Below are 16,949 nucleotides of genomic sequence, written 5' to 3' on the forward strand. Positions count from 1 at the left end.
CGGTGACTGGTACCTTCTCCCCATGCCTCCGACCGATGTCACCGCACTGATCCGCACCGAACTCCCCCGCCTGGCCGGTTCACTGCGGAAGGTCGGCGAGTTGATCCTGGAGGATCCGGCCGCCGTCACCCACTGCTCGGCCGCCGAACTGGGCCGGCGAACCGGTACCTCCCAGGCGACGGTGACCCGCTTCTGCCGCGCCATCGGTCTCGACTCCTACCAGCACCTGCTGATAGAGCTGGCCCAGGAGCGCGGCCGCGGCGAGGTCTCCGACTGGGGCAGCGCCGAGATCGGACCCGAGATCTCCCCCGACGACGGGCTGGAACGGGTCGTACAGGTGGTGGGCAGCGCGGATCTGCGCGCGGTCCAGCAGACCATCGACCGCATCGACCTCGACGCGATCGAGCGCGCCGCCCAGGCCGCCGCCCGCGCACGCCGCATCGACGTGTACGGGGTCGGCGGCAGCGGGGCCGTGGCCCAGGAGACCGAGACCCGTTTGTTCCGCATCGGCTGCGCGGTACGCGGCTGGACCGAGGTGCACGGCGCCGTCACCTCGGCCGCCCTGCTCACCCCGGCCGACGTCGCCATCGGCATCTCCCATTCCGGGGCGACCCGCGAGACGCTCGAACCGTTCGAACTCGCCAAGGAGCGAGGTGCCACCACCGTCGCGATCACCGCCGACCCACGCTCCCCGCTCGCCCGTGCCGCCGACGTACGGCTCGTCTCCTCTTCCTCGGAGACCAGCTTCCGCACCGGCAGCATCGGTGCCCGTCACTCGGTCCTGGTCCTCATCGACTGCCTCTACGTCCGGGTGGCGCAGCTGTCCTACCAGCGGGCGAGCGCCTCCCTGGCCCTGACGGACCACATCGCCGGACAGCACGCGGTCAAGGCGCGCCGCTCACGCTGACCATGGCCGGGACTGCATGAATGAACCACCAAAAAGTAAACACCATGGTTGTTTGAATCATCTCCTCGGTGTCAGGATGGGGCTCCCCCTGAGCACGTAGGAGCCCCATGCGTGTCACCTCTGTCGAGTCGACCGAGCTCTTCGTCGGTCCCGTCGAGCAGCCGCGCCAGGTGGTGGCCGTCGGAATCGGGCACGAACCCGGCCGCACGGTGCGCCTCACCGTCGAGGGCACCGGTGTCCGCGGCACCTGCGCGGCCGTCCCGGGCGCCGACGGAACGCTGCGCGCAGAGGTACCGGTCAGGTCCGATCTCCGCCCCGGCGACAGCACACAGGTGCGGATCACGGCCGAGGACGCGGAAGACCCGGCGCGCACGGCCGGGCACACCGCGACCTTCACCGCCGCCGAACCCGGCTGGACCATGTTCATGGTCAGCCACTTCCACTACGACCCCGTCTGGTGGAACACCCAGGCCGCCTACACCGAGACCTGGGACACCGCCGACGACCCGGCCGCCACGGGCCTGCCCGCCCGGACCTTCGACTCACGCGGGCAGTCCGGGATGAGCCTGGTGCGGGCCCACTGCGACCTGGCACGGCGCGACCCGGCGTACACCTTCGTCCTCGCGGAGGTCGACTACCTCAAGCCGTACTGGGACGCCTTCCCCGAGGAACGCGCCTTCCTGCGCCAGCTCATCCGCACCGGCCGCGTGGAGATCATGGGCGGCACCTACAACGAGCCCAACACCAACCTCACGGGCGCCGAGGCGACCGTACGCAACGCCCTGTACGGCGACGGCTTCCAGCGTGGGATCATCGGCGCGTCCCCGCAGACCGCCTGGCAGCTGGACGCGTTCGGACACGACCCGCAGTTCCCCGGCCTGATGGCGGACGCGGGGATCAGCTCCAGCTCCTGGGCGCGCGGGCCGTTCCACCAGTGGGGGCCCACGCTGTCGGTGTTCGGCGAGGAACCACGTGACCCCGAACGGATGCAGTTCCCCTCGGAGTTCGAGTGGATCGCCCCCTCGGGGCGCGGGCTGCTGACGGCCTACATGGTCAACCACTACGGCGCGGGCTGGGCGATCGACAACGCGCCCACCCTGCCCGAGGCCGAGGCCGCGGCGTACCGGCTGTTCAAAGGGCTCAAGCAGGTCGCGCTCACCCGCAACGTGCTGCTTCCCGTCGGCGGTGACTACGCGCCGCCCTGCCGCTGGGTGATGGACATCCACCGCGACTGGAACACCCGCTACGTCTGGCCCCGCTTCGTCAGCGGCATCCCGCGCCACTTCTTCGCCGCCGTACGGGCGCAACTGGAGGAGGAAGGCCGCACGGCCTCTCCCCAGACACGGGACATGAACCCGGTCTACACCGGCAAGGACGTCTCGTACATCGACACCAAGCAGGCCCAGCGGTACGGCGAGACGCTGCTCGCCGACGCCGAGGCCTGGGCGACGCTGGCCTCGCTGGTCGCCGGGCACCCGTATCCGGACGCGGCCCTCGACAAGGCCTGGCGGCAGCTGGTCTACGGCGCCCACCACGACGCCATCACCGGCTCCGAGTCCGACCAGGTGTACATCGACCTGCTGACGGGCTGGCGCGAACTGTACGACCTGGCCGAGGCGGTCCACGCGGACGCCACCCAGGCCATGGCCGACCGGGTCGCCCCGGACCGCTCGCCCGACCTCGTCGTCTTCAACTCCGCGACCTGGGAGCGCCGGGACGTGCTCACGGTGACGGACCCGGGCCTCGTCCCGGTGGACGACACCGGCGAGCCGCTGTCCGCCGTACGCGAGGACGGGCGGCTCCACGTCGTCGTACCGGGGGTGCCCGGCATGGGTTTCAGGGCCCTGCCGCTCGCCGAGGGCACCGCGGCCGGCTGGGTGCCCGGCGAGGGCTCCGCGATCCGCAACGAGTTCTACGAGGTGACGGTCGACCCCGCGCGCGGCGGCGGCGTCAGCAGCCTGCGCGCCCTCACCGAGGGCGGCCGCGAACTGTTGCGGGCCGGCGACATCGGCAACGAGCTCGTCGTACAGGAGGAGTACCCGCGGCACCCGCGCTTCGGCGAGGGGCCCTGGCATCTCACGCCCACCGGCACCACGGCGGCCCGCAGCCGCGACGTGCCGGCTTCCGTGACCGTGGAGCACTCCCCCGCCGGCTCCCGCGTCACGGTCACCGCCGATCTCGGAGTCTTCCGCTACACCCAGCGGCTGACCCTGTGGAGGGGCGTCGACCGCCTGGACGTCACCACGGGCGTCGACGGCTACGACGGCGCCGACCGGCTGATCCGGGTGCGCTGGCCCTCCAACGTGCGGGGCGGGCTGCCCGTGCACGAGGTCGCGGACGCGGTGGTCGGGCGCGGCTTCGGTTTCGTCGAAGTGGACAGCGAGCGGTTCCCGTGGACGCTGGACAACCCGGCGAACACCTGGTTCGGGCTGGGGTCCACCGCACGGGTCGCGGTCCGGGACGGCACCGGGACCCTGGTCGGGCACCGGTCCATCGGGGTCGCCGAGCTGGTGTTCCCCGGCTGGGACCAGGCCGGCGAACTCGGCACCCCCCTGGCGGCCGCGCTCGTCCGCGCGGGTGTCACCGCGACCTCGACCGTCGCCGGCGGCCCGCGCTACGGCGACCTGGAGGTCGATTCCAACCTCCCCGACGTCCGTATCGCCGTCGGCGGCCCGGACCGCAACGTGGTGGTCGGTGAAGCGCTCGGCTGGGATCCGGCCGCCTCGCGCGAGCTGCGCCGACAACTCGCCGCGGACGGGGTCGCGGCCGTGTGGGTCGCGCCCCGCGCCTCACTGCGGGAGGAATGGGTGCCCGGCGCCGACCTGCGCGATCTGGAGCGGCTGCCGCTGCTCGTGGTGGCCGGTGCCCGCCCCGAGGACGACGCCAAGGCGGTCGACGCGCTGATCGCCGACCTCGACGGAACGGCGACGCTGCGGGCCACCGCCGCGGGCGGGGGCGAGGCGCTGCCGCCGGGCGACGCCTGGGACGGGCGCGGCTTCGCGGTCCTCAACCGGGGCACGCCCGGCTGCGTGGTCACCGCCTCCGGTGACCTCTACATGTCGCTGATGCGTTCCTGCACGGGCTGGCCGTCCGGCATCTGGGTCGATCCGCCGCGCCGCACGGCCCCCGACGGGTCCGCGTTCCAGCTCCAGCGCTGGTCCCACACCTTCGAGTACGCCGTCGTGGCCGGTGCGGGCGACTGGCGCGAGCAGCGGCTGCCGCAGGCGGGGCACGCCTTCAACCATCCGCTCACCGCACGGCTCAGACGGTCGTCGGAGGTCGCCGACCTGCCGCGGACGGCGACTCTGCTGGGTCTGGAGCCCGCGGGCGACGTGCTGCTCGACGCGCTGAAGCCGGCCGGCTCGCCGCTCGCCCGGGGCAGCGTGGCCACGGCGGATCCCGGGCGCGGGCTCGCGCTGCGGATGCACGAGGTGAACGGGCGGCCGGTGCGGGCGCGGGTGCGTGGGCCACGGTCGTGGACGGAGGGCGCCCGGGCGGACGTCCTGGAGACGCCCGGGGAACCGCTCGCACCGGACGGACAGGGGGACCTGCGCGTCGGGCTGACCGGGTTCGAGGTGGCCACGGTCCTGGCCTCGCCGGCCCACGGTCCGGAGCGGTCCCGTGATCCGGGCATCGCCGCCCACGAGCCCGCACAGCCCGTCTCCACCCGCTACTGGCTCCACAACTGCGGCCCGGCGCCCCGCGGCAACCTGCCGGTCGCGGTGTACCTCTCGCCGGCGGCGCTCACCGTCTCCGGCCCGGTCACCGCCACCGTCCGGGTCGCCTCGGAGCTGACCGACGCGCCCGTGTCCGGCACCGTGAGCCTGCAGGCACCACCCGGATGGTCGGCCGAGCCCGCCGAACTGCCGTACGCCCTGGGCCCCGGTGGCTTCACGCTCGCCGAGGTGACGGTGACCCCGCCGCCGGACGCCGTGCCGGGCAGGCACTGGCTCGCCGCGCGGCTGTCGTACGGCGGACAGCGATTCGAGGACGTCGTCGCCCTCGATGTGCCGGGCGAGGTCCCCCGCGGCGGGCCGGACGGGCGTACGGGCCCGACTCTCCTGGCCCGGCTGGGCGTCGAGCGGATCGCGGTACGCCGGGGCGAGCGAGTCCGCGTCCCGGTGATCCTGCGCAACACCACCCGCGGGCCGGTCGGCGGCACCCTGTGGGCGGTGTCGTCCTGGGGCACCTGGGCGGGGATCGGTCCGGGCTGCCAGGGCTTCGGCGTGGCCCCGGGGGCGCGGCTGGAGTGCGGGATCGAGGTGGACGGGGCGGCGGTGCCGCCGGGGTCGTACTGGCTGATGGCGAAGGCCGCCTGGCACGGGTGCGTGGCCTACACGGCGGCCGTGGTGCTGGAGGTGACGCCGTGAGCGGGCCCGCGCACGGGCCCGGGGAGCACCTTTGCCCGCCGGAAGGCGCCGCGGCGCTGGTGTGCGGCGAGACCGTCGGCAAGGACCGTGTGGAGGTGCTGCTGGCGTCCGTACCGCCCCGCGGACGCGACGCTCGCCCCGAGTCGCTCGCCCGGGCCGAGCGGCAGCGGCGCCGGTGGGCCACCCAGGTGGTGGTCGTGGACGAACTCGCCCGCCGGGCCTGCGCGGAGCGCGGCTCGCCGCCGCCCCAGGAGGTGCCGCCGGCCCGGCTGCCGGCCGTCCCGGAGAGCGACGTCGCCGACCTCGGCAGCATCGTCGCCACGGCGCTCGCCCGGTCCCCGGCCGCACGGGCCCTGCTCGCCGAACTGGAGGCCGAGCAGGAGGTTCCCGAGGCAGTGGTGCGGGAGTACTACGACAACAACCCGGACCGCTTCCTCACCAGCGGTGCGCTGCGGCGCGGTGTCGAGCCCTTCGGAGGGGCGACGCCGGAGGACTTCCTGCCGTACGAGCGCGCCCGCGAGGGTATCGAACGCGAGCTGCGCCGGGCTGCGGGCCGACGCGCGTTCCTCGACTGGCTCGACCTCGGCCGCTCCGGGGTGGTCTACGCCGAGGGGCACGAGCACCCCGGCGACCCGACGCAACCGGACCACGATCACCGGCACTGATCCGCCTCCGGACGGCGGGCGATGCGTCCCGGAACCCAAAAGCAACACGGCAACCCATTGACCTCCGATGAATTCTGGTCCACCTTTTCATCAATCAACCTCCAAGTTGGTGATTTGAACCAGCTATCCCGCTCCGCCGCAGGAGGGCACCCATGCGCGCAAGCAGACTTCCCGGATCCCTGGCATGTCTCGTTGTCCTGTCGTTGACGGCCGCCGGCTGCGGCCTGTCCGGCGGCTCCGGCAGCGGGGATGCCACCGCCGGCGGCTGCAAGGTCGACAAGGCCAACGTCGGGTCCGGCAAGCTCTCCGGCGACGTCAAAGGCGGGATCACCTTCCAGACCACCAACCTGAAGAAAGACTTCGGTGACTTCTTCAACGGGGTGATCAAGGCCTTCCAGGCGGCCCACCCCGGTACCTCGGTCAAGTGGATCGACGACCCCGGCGACAACACCTTCACCCAGCGCACGGTCGCCGACGCCCAGGCCTGCACGTTGCCGGACGTCATCAACATCAACGCCCCGACCGCGACCGCCCTCACCAAGGCCGGCTACCTGCTCGACCTGGGCGTGAAGGACCCGGACGCCGCGAAGCCGTTCGTCCCGTCGTTCTGGAAGTCCGCCACCTTCAAGGACGCCTCCGGGAAGGCGATCCACACCACGCTCCCCTGGTACACCGGCGGTGTACTGCTGACGTACAACAAGGACCTGCTGAACAAGGCCGGGGTCGATCCGGCCAAGCCCCCGAAGACCCTCTTCGGGCTGTTCGCCGACTACGAGAAGATCGCCAAGGCGGCCGACGGCAAGTTCTACGCGACGATGGCCAACCCGATCTGGCGCATCCCGGCCGACTTCGACCAGATGAACATCAAGGTCCTTTCCGCGGACGGCAAGTCGGCCGTGTTCGCCGACGACCCGCGCACCACCCGGTGGGTCGCCTGGATGGCGAAGCTGTACAAGGAAGGCGCGATGCCGAAGGACTCGCTGTCCTCCAGCAACGACCCCTCCACGCTCTACAGTCAGGGCAAGGTCGCCTACGGCTCGACGAACCCGAGCTTCGTGCGGTTCGTGAAGCAGAACAGCCCGTCGGTCTACGCCAAGACGGCCGTCGGCCAGCAGCCCTACGACGCGCTCGGCCGCGCCTCCGCCGGTGCACCGCAGTTCATCTCGGTCGCCGCGACCAGCAAGCACGCGCCGGTGGCGCTGGCGTTCGCCGAGTTCCTCACCAACGCCGAGAACCAGACGGCCTGGTGCAAGGACCCCAACGTGGTGATCTTCCCGACCACCTCGGCCTCGCTGGACGACCCGTTCTTCCAGCACGTGACCGGTGACGACCCCTTCTCGCAGGCCCGCAAGCTCGTCGCCGACCAGCTCAAGACGGCCGACACCAACCAGACCAACCTCTCCCCGGCGGTGCAGAACGCCATCGTGAGCCAGGTGCAGCTGGCCATGCAGGGCAAGAAGAGCCCGGAGCAGGCCGTCAAGGATGCCCAGGCGAAGGCCGACGAGCTGTTGAAGCAGGGCAGCTGACCGTGACGACGCAGACCGTGAAGCCGGTGCCCGTGCCCGGTGCGGAGTCCGCCTCCGTGCCGGGCACGGCCCCGTCCCGCCTCCGCCGGCTGGCCCGGGCCGTCCGGCCCGGCCCCGCTCCCGGCGCCAACGGCGCGGCACTGTACCGCCGCTGGTGGCTGCCCTGGCTGTGGACCGCCCCCGCGCTCGTCTGTGCGGCGGTCTTCGGCGTGTTCCCGTTCCTCAACACCGTCCTGCTGTCGTTCACCGACGCCAAGCCGCTCGGAGGCGCCGCGAGCTTCGTCGGGCTGTCCAACTACACCCGGATGCTGGGCGACTCCGACTTCTGGCTGGCGACCCGCAACAGCCTGCTGTACGCGCTGATCGTGGTTCCGCTGATGGTGCTGCTGCCGCTGATGCTGGCCGTCCTGGTGGAGAAGAAGCTGCCCGGCATCGGGTTCTTCCGGTCGGCCTTCTACACCCCGGTGCTCGCCTCCAGCGTGGTCGTGGGGCTGAGCTGGCAGTGGCTGCTGGCCGACGACGGGCTGATCAACACCTGGTTGCAGAAGGCACATCTGATCAAGCAGGCCATTCCCTTCCTGTCCGACTCGTGGCTGATCCTGCTCTGCGCGATGGGCCTGACGCTGTGGAAGGGGCTCGGCTGGTACATGGTCTTCTACCTGGCCGCCCTCGGGAACGTGTCCCCGGAGCTGCACGAGGCGGCGTCCATGGACGGTGCCGGTGCGATCCGGCGCTTCTGGCACATCACCGTGCCGGGCGTGCGGCAGGCCATGATGCTGGTCGGCACGCTCACCGGCATCGGCTCGCTACGGGTGTTCACCGAGATCTTCATGCTCGGCAGCTACACCGGCGGCCCCGGCGGCGCCGACCGCACCCTGCCCTTCTACATCCGCGACGTCGGCCTGGACCCGATCACCGGCAACGCCGGTTACGGGTCGGCGGTCAGTGTGGCGCTGTTCCTGCTGACGCTGGGGCTGACCCTGCTGGCGCAGCGCCTGACGAAGGAGGACGAGTCATGACGACCGCTGTGGCCAGGCGCCGGCGCCTGGCGCCCCGCTGGAGGGACTACGGTCGCCCCGGTGAACTCGTCGTCCGCTATCTGCTGCTGCTGTTCGTACTGGCCATCACCGTCGGGCCGCTGCTGTGGCAGCTCCTGGCGTCGCTGAAGAGCACCAGCGAGGACGTCTTCGGGGCGAACGCCACCCTGCTGCCGCGCCATCCGACCCTGCGGGCCTACGAGGCGATCTTCGAGCAGGTGCCGGTGGCCACGTACATCAGGAACAGCCTGATCGTGGTGGTCCTGTCCGTCACCAGCCAGCTGGTGTTCTCCACCACGGCCGGCTACATGCTCTCCAAGCCGGGCTGGAAGGGCCGCAAGGCGGTCTGGATCGTGCTGGCGGCCTCCATGATGTTCCCGTTCGAGTCGATCATGGTGTCGCTGTTCCTGAGCATCCGTGACCTGGGGCTGGTGGACAACCTGGTGGGCGTGTGGCTGCCCGGGTTCGTGGGCGCCATCAACGTCCTGCTGATGCGCGGTGCGTTCCTGGCCGTGCCGCGCGAGATCGAGGACTCGGCGATGCTCGACGGCGCGAGCGAGTGGCAGCGCTTCCGGTACCTGTACCTGCCGTCCGCGTGGGGCGCGATCATGGTGGTCGTCATCAACACCTTCATCAGCGCCTGGGACGACTTCCTGTGGCCGCTGATCGTGCTGCGCTCGGAGAACCACATGACGCTGACGCTGGGTCTGTCACGTCTGCAGAGTTCGTCGTTCGGCTACGACCAGCGGATGGTGATGGCCGGCTCGGTGATCTCGATCGTCCCGGTGCTGCTGCTGTTCGTGATCACTCAGCGGTGGTTCTACAAGGGCGTGTCGGCGGGGGCCGTGAAGTTCTGACCACCGGCCGGCCGGACCACCACCGGTACGGCGGTCAGCGCGGCCCGCGCCGACTGGGCCACCCGGATCTCGGCGGCGGCGCAGTCGGGCTCGGCTCCCAGGGTCATCGTGACCGTACGGCGCTCACCGGGCGCGAGGGCGACACCCTCGAACGCACACAGTTCGAGGGTGCGCGGCCACACCGGCGTGATCAGGCGCCGCAGATAGACCTGCACGACCGTACGCCCGTACCGGTCCCCGCGGTTGGTGACGTCGACCGCGACCTCGGGCCCCGACACGCGCGGTGCGCCGAGCTCGAAGCTCGTGTACGACAGCCCGTGTCCGAAGGAGTGGAGCGGCTCGGCGCTCTCGTCCACGTATCCGCCGTACTCCGTGTCCTTGTGGTTGTAGTGGACGGGGAGCTGGGCCACCGAGCGCGGCACGGAGACGGGCAGCCGCCCGGCCGGTTCGGCGAGCCCGAGCAGCACCTCGGCGATCGCCTCGCCGCCCCACGGGCCGGGGTACCAGGCGGTGAGCACCGCGGCCGCGGTGTCGGGTACGACGTGCGGGCGGCCCTGGATCAGCACGACCGCGGTCGGCGTGCCGGTCGCGACGACGGCATCGAGCAGCGCGTACTGGGCGGCACCGAGCCCCAGTCCCGCCAGGTCGGCGCCCTCCCCGCAGGTCAGTTCGCGCACATCGGTCAGGGCCGCGCCGTTGGCGGCGAAGCCGGTGTCCGGTGTGCGGGCGCTGCTGCCCCCGAGGACGACCACGGCCAGGTCGCACGCGGCGGCCGCGGCGGCCGCCTCCGGGATGCCGGAGCGGTCGTCGCCGGTGAGGGCGCAGCCACGGGCGTGCCGGATGCCGACGCCGGGCGGGGCGAGCCGGTGCAGCGCGTCGAGCACGCTGCTGCCCGTGCCGGGGCGTTGCGGGGCTGTGTAGTCGCCCGACTGGTGGGCGGTGGTGTCCGCTTGGGGGCCCAGTACGGCGATACGGGAGACATCGGCCCGGACGGGCAGCGTGCGGCCGTCGTTGCGCAGGAGCGTGACCGCGGCCCGGGCGAGGGCGGTGCTCAGCTCCCTGCCTCCGGCCGGCGCGGACGGCGTCGGACCCTGCCGGTCGAACAGTCCGAGGCGGAACTTGAGGCGCAGGACGCGGGCGACGGCGGCATCGAGGGCCTTCTCGCCGACCAGCCCCCGCTCGACCGCCTCCTGAAGATGTGTGAAGCCCTCGTCCCAAAGACTCAGGTCCACCCCGGCATTGAGCGCGAGGGCACCCGCGGAGACCTTGTCACCGGTGATCCGGGCCAGCCGGTCCACCGCGAGTCCGTCCGCCATCACCAGGCCCTCGAACCCCCAGTCCTGCCTGAGGAGTCCGGTGAGCAGGGCCCGGTTGCCGGAGCAGGGCAGCCCGTCGACCTCGTTGTACGCGGCCATGACGGCGGCGGCTCCGGCGCGGACGCCGGCCCGGGCGGCGGGGAGGTGGATCTCGTGCAGTTCCCGCCACCCGAGCTCGGACTCGGCGGAGTTGCGTCCGCCGACGGTGGCGCCCTGGCCGGCGAAGTGCTTGAGAACGACGGGGGCCTTGTCTTCGGCGAAACGGTCGCCCGGAGCGCCCTGCATACCCCGTACGAGGGCCTGCGTCAGCCGGGCCGCCAGGTAGGGGTCCTCGCCGAAGCACTCCTCGGTACGGCCCCAGCGCGGGTCGCGGGCGATGTCCAGCGCGGAGACGAGGGCCAGGTGGCCGCCGCGGGAGCGTAGTTCGGCGGCGGCGTGGGCCGCGGCGCGCTCGTACAGCTCCGGGTCCCAGGTGGCGCCGACGGCCAGGTTGACCGGGAGGACCGTGCCGTCGAGCGCCAGGTGGCCGTGCGGGACCTCCTCGACGAACAGCGCGGGTATGCCGAGGCGGCTGCGCCCGAGGACGTGCCGCTGCACCATGTCGGCGAGGTCCGCGCCGTGCTCCGCCCCGGCACCGGTGGTGTGGTCGACGCCGGACCAGGCGTCGGCGCGCAGCAGGCCGTAGAGGGCCCCGAGGCCGGCGAAGCGCTCGGTCTCGGCGTGCAGGGCGTCGGTGAGTTCGAAGTCGCCGCCGGGGGTGCGGCGATAGGCGTGCCAGCCGTACATCCGCTGGTTGAGCTGCCCGACCTTCTCCCGCAGGGTCATGCGGGAGAGCAGGTCCTGGACGCGGGCGTCCTCGGGAGCCGCCGGGTCCCGGTACCGGGGGCGGCCGTCGTGGTCCGGGAAGCGGTCGGAGGTGCCGTGCTGGTCGGCGGCCGACGCGGCCGTGTCTTTCGGGGTCGGCATACGGCCGTTCCTTCCGTGGCTCGTCAGATGGCCCGTCGTGCCAGCTCGACAGCGCCCCGCGAACCGTCGGCCACCCAGTCGAGGGTCAGACCGAGGGTGCGCAGGCGGGTGGTGAGGGGCGCGGTCAGCGGGCCGTCCGGGCCGAGCAGGCCGCCGGTGGCGACGGTCCGCTCGCCCGGGCGGGGGTCGAGGGCCCGGAGGGAGGCGGCGAGATGGTCGGCGGCCTCCTCGAGCAGCCCCACGGCGGCCGCGTCCCCGTCCCGGGCGGCCTCGGTCACCAACGGTGCGAACCGGGCGAGGTGAACGGGCGGCGGGGCCATGACCGCGGGGAGCAGGTGTCTGCGGTACGCCTCGCGATCGGTGCGGCTCCACACCCCGGCCCCGGGCCGCGGCAGCACCTCCCCCGGCAGCCCCAGTGCCCGCCCCACCGACCCGGCCAGGGCCGTCGGACCGCCCCTGCCGTCGGCCATCCGCAGTGCCGCGCGCACCGCGGCCCGCCCGAGCCAGAACCCGCTGCCGTCGTCGCCGAGCAGCCAGCCGTCGCCGCCGGCGGTCGCGGTGCACAGGCGCCGCGAGATCCGGGCCGCGACCGCTCCGGTGCCGGCGACGAGCGCGATGCCGTCGGCGGGGCTGCCGGGTGCGGCGGCGAAGGCGGCCTCGATGTCGCTGAAGACCTCGACCGACGCGGCCGCGATGCCCAGCCGTTCCAGCGCCGCCGTCAGGGCGGACCGCGCCCTGGCCCGGCCCGGCTCGTCCGCGGCGCCCCGGGACGCGCCCGCGAATCCGCCGGCCACGGCCACCACCCGGCCGCGCCTCGGTTCCAGGACGGCCCGGCCGACCGCCTCGGCGAGGTGCTCGGTCAGCCGGGGCACCGGCACGGTCAGGGCGTTGCCCGGTCCCGCGGTGCCCTCGCCCAGTGGACGGCCGTCGTCCGCGGCCGCGAGGACGGCGCGCGTGCGGGTGCCGCCGGCGTCCAGGCCGACCACGAAATCCTGGTTCAAATCACTATTCATTGACGCCCATGGTGGTTGATACATTCGCGGCAGACAAGGCCCGGCAAGTGCCTCGTGTCCGCGCGTCGCCGCGCACACCCCGAGGAGGACCCATCAGCACTCCCCCCGCGCTCCCGCCGCTCCGGTTCGGTGTCAACTACACGCCGAGACGCGGCTGGTTCCACTCCTGGTACGACTTCGACGCCGGGCACGCGCGCGAGGACCTGGCGCAGATCGCCGGACTGGGCCTCGACCACGTCCGGGTGTTCCACCTCTGGCCGCTCCTCCAGCCCAACCGCGCGCTGGTCCGCACCGCCGCCGTGGACCAGCTGGCCCGCCTGGTCGATCTGGCGGCCGAGGCCGGGCTCGACGTCCTCGTGGACGGCGTGCAGGGCCATCTGTCGAGCTTCGACTTCTACCCGGAGTGGACCCGGGGCGGGCACCACCGCAACGTGTTCACCGACCCGGACGCGATCGAGGCGCAGGCCGTGCTCCTGCGCACGCTCGGCCGCGCCCTCACCGGCCGGCCGAACCTCATCGGGCTGCAACTCGGCAACGAGCTCAACAACATGGTCGACGGCAACCCGGTCACCACGGCCGAGGTCGACCACTACCTCGACACGCTGCTGGCCGCGGCCAGGGCCGGGCTCGGCGTGTCCGGCGGTCTGGTCACGCACTCCGCGTACGACGCCGCATGGTACGGCGACGACCATCCCTTCACGCCCGAGGCCTCGGCGCGCAAGGGGGACCTGACCACCGTGCACCCGTGGGTGTTCTCGGCGAACTGCGCCCGGCGCTACGGCCCCCGCTCCCCGCAGGTGCACCATCTCGCCGAGTACGGCACCGAGCTCGCGACCGCGTACGCCGAGGACCCCGCCCGCCCGGTCTGGGTCCAGGAGACGGGTGCCCCCGAACCGCACGTCCTCGCGGCCGACGCCCCGGAGTTCGCGCGCGCGACACTGCTGAACGCGGCCGGCTGCCCGAACCTCTGGGGCGTGACCTGGTGGTGCTCCCACGACGTGGACCGCGCCCTCGCCGACTACCCGGAACTCGAGTACACCCTGGGCCTGTTCGACTCGGCGGGCCGCGCGAAGCCGATCGCCGTGGAGCTCGCCGGCACCGTCGCGGAGCTGCGCTCCGGGCCGGGGTCCGCACCGCCCCGGGGGACCGCCCTGGTCCTGGACTGCACACCCGGCACGCGCTCCGTCTCCGGACCGGGCGGCGCCTACTTCGAGGCGTGGATGCGGCTGCGCGCCGAGGGGGCGCGCCCGGCGGTGGTCCTGGCCGGCCGGGCGGACGACGCGGCGTACCTCGCGCGGCGGGGCATCACGGAGCTGGTCCGACTGCCGTGACGGGGCGCCCGGATCAGCCGGCGCCCGCCAGGGCCTGCGCCGTCGCGCGCAAGTTGACCCGGCCGCGGCCGTACGAGCACACGGCCCCGTCACCCGGCTCCGGCAGCCCGGTCGCAACCCGCACGGCGTCGGGCCGTCCGGCCAGCAGCAGGTCGCGCAGCCGCGTCTGCCAGGGGTGCAGCCGGGCGTCGCACACCGCGACGACCAGCGGGCGCCCCTCAGCGAGGCGGAGCAGCCCCTCGGCGAAGCCCTCGGGGTCCGCGGGCTCCCCGGTGACCGCCGTGCCCGTGGCGGTCGGATCGACGGCCCGCAGCTCGGCCGGCAGGTCCTCCCCGCCCCAGTTGAGCGCGGGGTGCGGCGGCGGGAACAGGTCGACGACATGGGCGCCCCGTACCGGCCGCGGCAGTGGTTGTGCGTGTACGGCTCGGCGCGCGGCCTCGCGGCCCGCCCCGTCGTCCCAGTCGCGGACGGCGGCCGCCGGGGCCGCGTACCGCTCGGCGAGCCGGCGTACCCGCTCGGCGGCCTCCGTCACCCGCCGCCGCGCCGGCGGGCCGGTCCGTATCGCGTCGAGCACGGAGTCCCGGCAGGCGAGGGTGGTCTCCAGATCGGGAACGGCGACGATGACCTGGTCCGCTCCGGCGGCGAGGGCGAGCCGGGCGCCGGCCGCCTCGCCGTAGCGCGCGGATATCGCCTTCATCTCCAGGGCGTCGCTGACCAGGACGCCGTCGAAGCCGAGTTCGTCGCGGAGCAGCCCGGTCAGGATGCGCGGGCTGAGGGTGGCGGGGCGGCCGGGGTCGAGTGCCGGGAAGACGACGTGGGCGCTCATGAGCATCGGCACTCCGGCGTCGACGGCGGCGCGGAAGGGAGCGAGGTCGAGTTCCCGCCGCGGTCGCGGGTCCACCGCCGTGTCGTGGTGGCTGTCGGTGCGGGTGCCGCCGTGGCCGGGGAAGTGCTTGGCGCAGGACGCGATGCCGCGCGCTTCGGTGGCGGCGATCCACGCCCGCAGATGACGGGCGACCAGTTCCGGGTCGGGGCCGAACGAGCGGGTGCGCACGATCGGGTTGTCCGGCCGGCGCTGGACGTCGGCGACGGGGGCGTAGGAGACGCTGATGCCGAGGCCGGCCAGGTGCCCGGCCAGGGCGTCGGCGCACCGGCCGGTGAGCTCCGGGTCGTCGGTGACGCCGAGCGCCCAGTTGCCGGGCACCTCGGGGGCGCCGGCCCGCCCCAGGTGGCCGATGCCGCCGCCCTCGTTGTCGATGGCCACCAGCAGATCGGGGCGCAACGCGCGCAGCGTGTCGGTGAGTTCACGGACCTGGGCGGCGTCCCGCACGTTGCGGGTGAACAGGATGACGCCGCCCAGCCCGCGGTCGATCAGCCGCTTGAGGGTGTCGGGAACGGTGGTGGTGCCGTCGAATCCCGCGACGAGGCAGCGGTGGGCCGCCTCGTCCAGCTCGGCGGACCGGGGCTCGGAGTGGGTCACCCCTGAGATCCTGTGGCTCATTCAGCCAGATGTCAACAGAGCGATGGTTCAACGATTCAGAACCACGGAGGGCTCACTCTCGTTCAGCGCGCGCCTTTGCCGGTGAGCGAGTCGAGGTCGATCACGTCGGCCATCGCCTGAAGACCGGCGTCGCCGAAGTGGAGATGGTCGCCGGAGTCGTAGGCGGGCAGGATCCGGTCCGGGGCGTCGGGGTCCCGGACGGTGGCGTCGAAGTCGGCCACCGCGTCGAAGATGCCGCCGTGCCGGACCATGTCGTTGACGGACTGCCGCACGGCCTCACGGGCCGCGGTCCAGCCGCCGTTGCCGCCGTACGGGGTGATCGTGCCGCCGACGACCCGGATGCCGCGGACGTGGGCGCGGGCCACGATCTGCCGGTACGCGGCCGCGAAGGCGGCGGGATCGGTCTGGTTGGGGTTGCCCTTGATGTCGTTGATGCCCTCCATGACGATCAGGGCGCGGACGCCGCTGCGGGAGAGGACGTCGGCGTCCAGTCGGGACAGGGCGCTGGGGCCGGTGCCGTCCAGCAGCACCCGGTTGCCCGCGATCCCGGCGTTCAGCACGCCGAGGCGTCGGCGCGGCGGCAGTGCGCGCAGACGGGCGGCGAGCCGGTCGGGCCAGCGGTGGTTGGCGCTCGAGGTCGACCCGGAGCCGTCGGTGATCGAGTCACCGAGGGCGACGACACTTCCCGCGGCCCGTGCGCCGAGCACGTCGACGCCGGTCAGGTAGTACCAGGAACCGGTGGTCGCGGTGTACGCGGCGCCGCCCTCGTCCGTCGTATGGTCGCCGTCCGGGGCGAGGAACGACGTCTGCAGGGCGGAGCGGTGGTACGTCGCCGGGCCCGAGTCGTCGGGTGTGTACAGGCTGACCAGAAGGTTGGCGCCCGAGGACACCCGGAGTGGGACCGGATCGCTCACCGCGTCCTCGCCGGCCGGGACCTCGGCGGAGGCGGCGCCGCCGAAGGTGACCCGGCGCACCGTCCCGGCAACCGCGTCAGGGGTCTTCGGGGCGCCGGCCTTCTGCACGGCGACCGTCACGGAGCCGAGTCGGAGCGGTGCCGTGCCGAACCGGTTGGACACCCGGATCCGGGCCGCGCGGCCCCCGACGCTGGTGTGGACGACGTTGCGCACCGACTGGCCCGGGATCTGGTTGGTGGTGGCGGACGCGGCGGCCTCCCAGGTGCCGGTCCAGCCGGACCGGCCGGCTCCGTGACGGTGACTCGACGTGGCCGCGTTCGCGGGCGGCGACAGAAGCGCCAGGGCCAGTGCGGCCGCGAGAGCCGTCAGTAAGTACGGGATGGCGCCTCTGCGCATGGGATGCCGTCCTTCCGGTGGGGAGCCACAAGCGGCTCAGGAGTGGGGACGCGAGCGCAGGCAACCTCAATACATCCGATGAGTCAAGTAGTTGAGTCGGAGTTGTTGATGTGAACGCTCAGCTCAGACGACCAACGGTGGCGTACATCA

At 73.0% G+C, this 16,949-nt stretch carries 11 protein-coding genes; 7 read left to right on the forward strand and 4 right to left on the reverse strand.

Annotation, left to right across the window (positions count from 1 at the left end):
• Positions 1 to 22 precede the first annotated feature (22 nt).
• From ACWC21_RS09210 to ACWC21_RS09235, 6 genes are all read left to right on the forward strand, one after another.
• Positions 23 to 907 (forward strand): MurR/RpiR family transcriptional regulator, encoded by an 885-nt coding sequence (locus ACWC21_RS09210; RefSeq protein ID WP_450879708.1) that lies wholly within the window; start codon positions 23 to 25, stop codon positions 905 to 907.
• A 107-nt stretch (positions 908 to 1,014) separates the two neighbouring features.
• Positions 1,015 to 5,277 (forward strand): glycoside hydrolase family 38 N-terminal domain-containing protein, encoded by a 4,263-nt coding sequence (locus ACWC21_RS09215; protein ID WP_450879710.1) that lies wholly within the window; start codon positions 1,015 to 1,017, stop codon positions 5,275 to 5,277.
• A complete protein-coding gene (locus tag ACWC21_RS09220; protein ID WP_450879712.1) occupies positions 5,274 to 5,942 on the forward strand; it encodes a peptidyl-prolyl cis-trans isomerase in 669 nt (222 codons plus the stop codon). Before ACWC21_RS09215 ends, ACWC21_RS09220 begins: the two co-directional genes overlap by 4 nt.
• A 152-nt stretch (positions 5,943 to 6,094) precedes the next feature.
• Complete coding sequence (locus ACWC21_RS09225; protein WP_450879714.1) at positions 6,095 to 7,468, forward strand: extracellular solute-binding protein; 1,374 nt, start codon at positions 6,095 to 6,097, stop codon at positions 7,466 to 7,468.
• A gap of 17 nt (positions 7,469 to 7,485) precedes the next feature.
• The gene (locus ACWC21_RS09230) at positions 7,486 to 8,487 is read left to right on the forward strand and encodes a carbohydrate ABC transporter permease (RefSeq protein ID WP_450879849.1); all 1,002 of its coding nucleotides are present in this window, start codon (positions 7,486 to 7,488) and stop codon (positions 8,485 to 8,487) included.
• On the forward strand, positions 8,484 to 9,362 hold the full coding sequence (locus ACWC21_RS09235; RefSeq protein ID WP_450879716.1) for a carbohydrate ABC transporter permease: 879 nt from the start codon (positions 8,484 to 8,486) through the stop codon (positions 9,360 to 9,362). The genes ACWC21_RS09230 and ACWC21_RS09235 overlap by 4 nt, the downstream gene beginning before the upstream one ends.
• On the opposite strand, the gene ACWC21_RS09240 is transcribed toward ACWC21_RS09235, so the two are convergent.
• Together ACWC21_RS09240 and ACWC21_RS09245 are read right to left on the reverse strand one after the other, a co-directional pair.
• Positions 9,326 to 11,503, reverse strand: a complete 2,178-nt coding sequence (locus tag ACWC21_RS09240; RefSeq protein ID WP_450879851.1) for a glycoside hydrolase family 3 N-terminal domain-containing protein — start codon at positions 11,501 to 11,503, stop codon at positions 9,326 to 9,328. The two genes, ACWC21_RS09235 and ACWC21_RS09240, sit on opposite strands and share 37 nt — an antisense overlap.
• 164 nt (positions 11,504 to 11,667) lie before the next feature.
• Positions 11,668 to 12,657, reverse strand: coding sequence for an N-acetylglucosamine kinase (locus ACWC21_RS09245; RefSeq protein ID WP_450879718.1), 990 nt, complete (start codon positions 12,655 to 12,657; stop codon positions 11,668 to 11,670).
• 8 nt (positions 12,658 to 12,665) lie between these two features.
• Between ACWC21_RS09245 and ACWC21_RS09250 the strand changes: the two genes are divergently transcribed.
• Complete coding sequence (locus ACWC21_RS09250; RefSeq protein ID WP_450879720.1) at positions 12,666 to 13,988, forward strand: glycoside hydrolase 5 family protein; 1,323 nt, start codon at positions 12,666 to 12,668, stop codon at positions 13,986 to 13,988.
• A 13-nt stretch (positions 13,989 to 14,001) separates the two neighbouring features.
• Here the strand turns inward: ACWC21_RS09250 and ACWC21_RS09255 are convergent, their stop codons facing one another.
• Together ACWC21_RS09255 and ACWC21_RS09260 are read right to left on the reverse strand one after the other, a co-directional pair.
• Positions 14,002 to 15,468, reverse strand: coding sequence for a glycoside hydrolase family 3 protein (locus ACWC21_RS09255; RefSeq protein WP_450879722.1), 1,467 nt, complete (start codon positions 15,466 to 15,468; stop codon positions 14,002 to 14,004).
• Positions 15,469 to 15,551: 83 nt separating this feature from the next.
• Positions 15,552 to 16,799, reverse strand: a complete 1,248-nt coding sequence (locus ACWC21_RS09260; protein ID WP_450879724.1) for an SGNH/GDSL hydrolase family protein — start codon at positions 16,797 to 16,799, stop codon at positions 15,552 to 15,554.
• Positions 16,800 to 16,949: the final 150 nt, after the last annotated feature.

The sequence above is a fragment of the Streptomyces sp. NPDC001348 genome (assembly GCF_053597535.1).

Excerpts from the sequence above, each read along its gene's own strand:
- ACWC21_RS09210 (WP_450879708.1), top strand. The coding sequence starts at position 23 with ATGCCTCCGACCGATGTCACCGCACTGATCCGCACCGAACTCCCCCGC.
- ACWC21_RS09215 (WP_450879710.1), top strand. The coding sequence starts at position 1,015 with ATGCGTGTCACCTCTGTCGAGTCGACCGAGCTCTTCGTCGGTCCCGTC.
- ACWC21_RS09245 (WP_450879718.1), bottom strand. The coding sequence starts at position 12,657 with ATGAATAGTGATTTGAACCAGGATTTCGTGGTCGGCCTGGACGCCGGC.
- ACWC21_RS09260 (WP_450879724.1), bottom strand. The coding sequence starts at position 16,799 with ATGCGCAGAGGCGCCATCCCGTACTTACTGACGGCTCTCGCGGCCGCA.
- ACWC21_RS09225 (WP_450879714.1), top strand. The coding sequence starts at position 6,095 with ATGCGCGCAAGCAGACTTCCCGGATCCCTGGCATGTCTCGTTGTCCTG.
- ACWC21_RS09250 (WP_450879720.1), top strand. The coding sequence starts at position 12,666 with ATGGTGGTTGATACATTCGCGGCAGACAAGGCCCGGCAAGTGCCTCGT.
- ACWC21_RS09240 (WP_450879851.1), bottom strand. The coding sequence starts at position 11,503 with ATGACCCTGCGGGAGAAGGTCGGGCAGCTCAACCAGCGGATGTACGGC.
- ACWC21_RS09235 (WP_450879716.1), top strand. The coding sequence starts at position 8,484 with ATGACGACCGCTGTGGCCAGGCGCCGGCGCCTGGCGCCCCGCTGGAGG.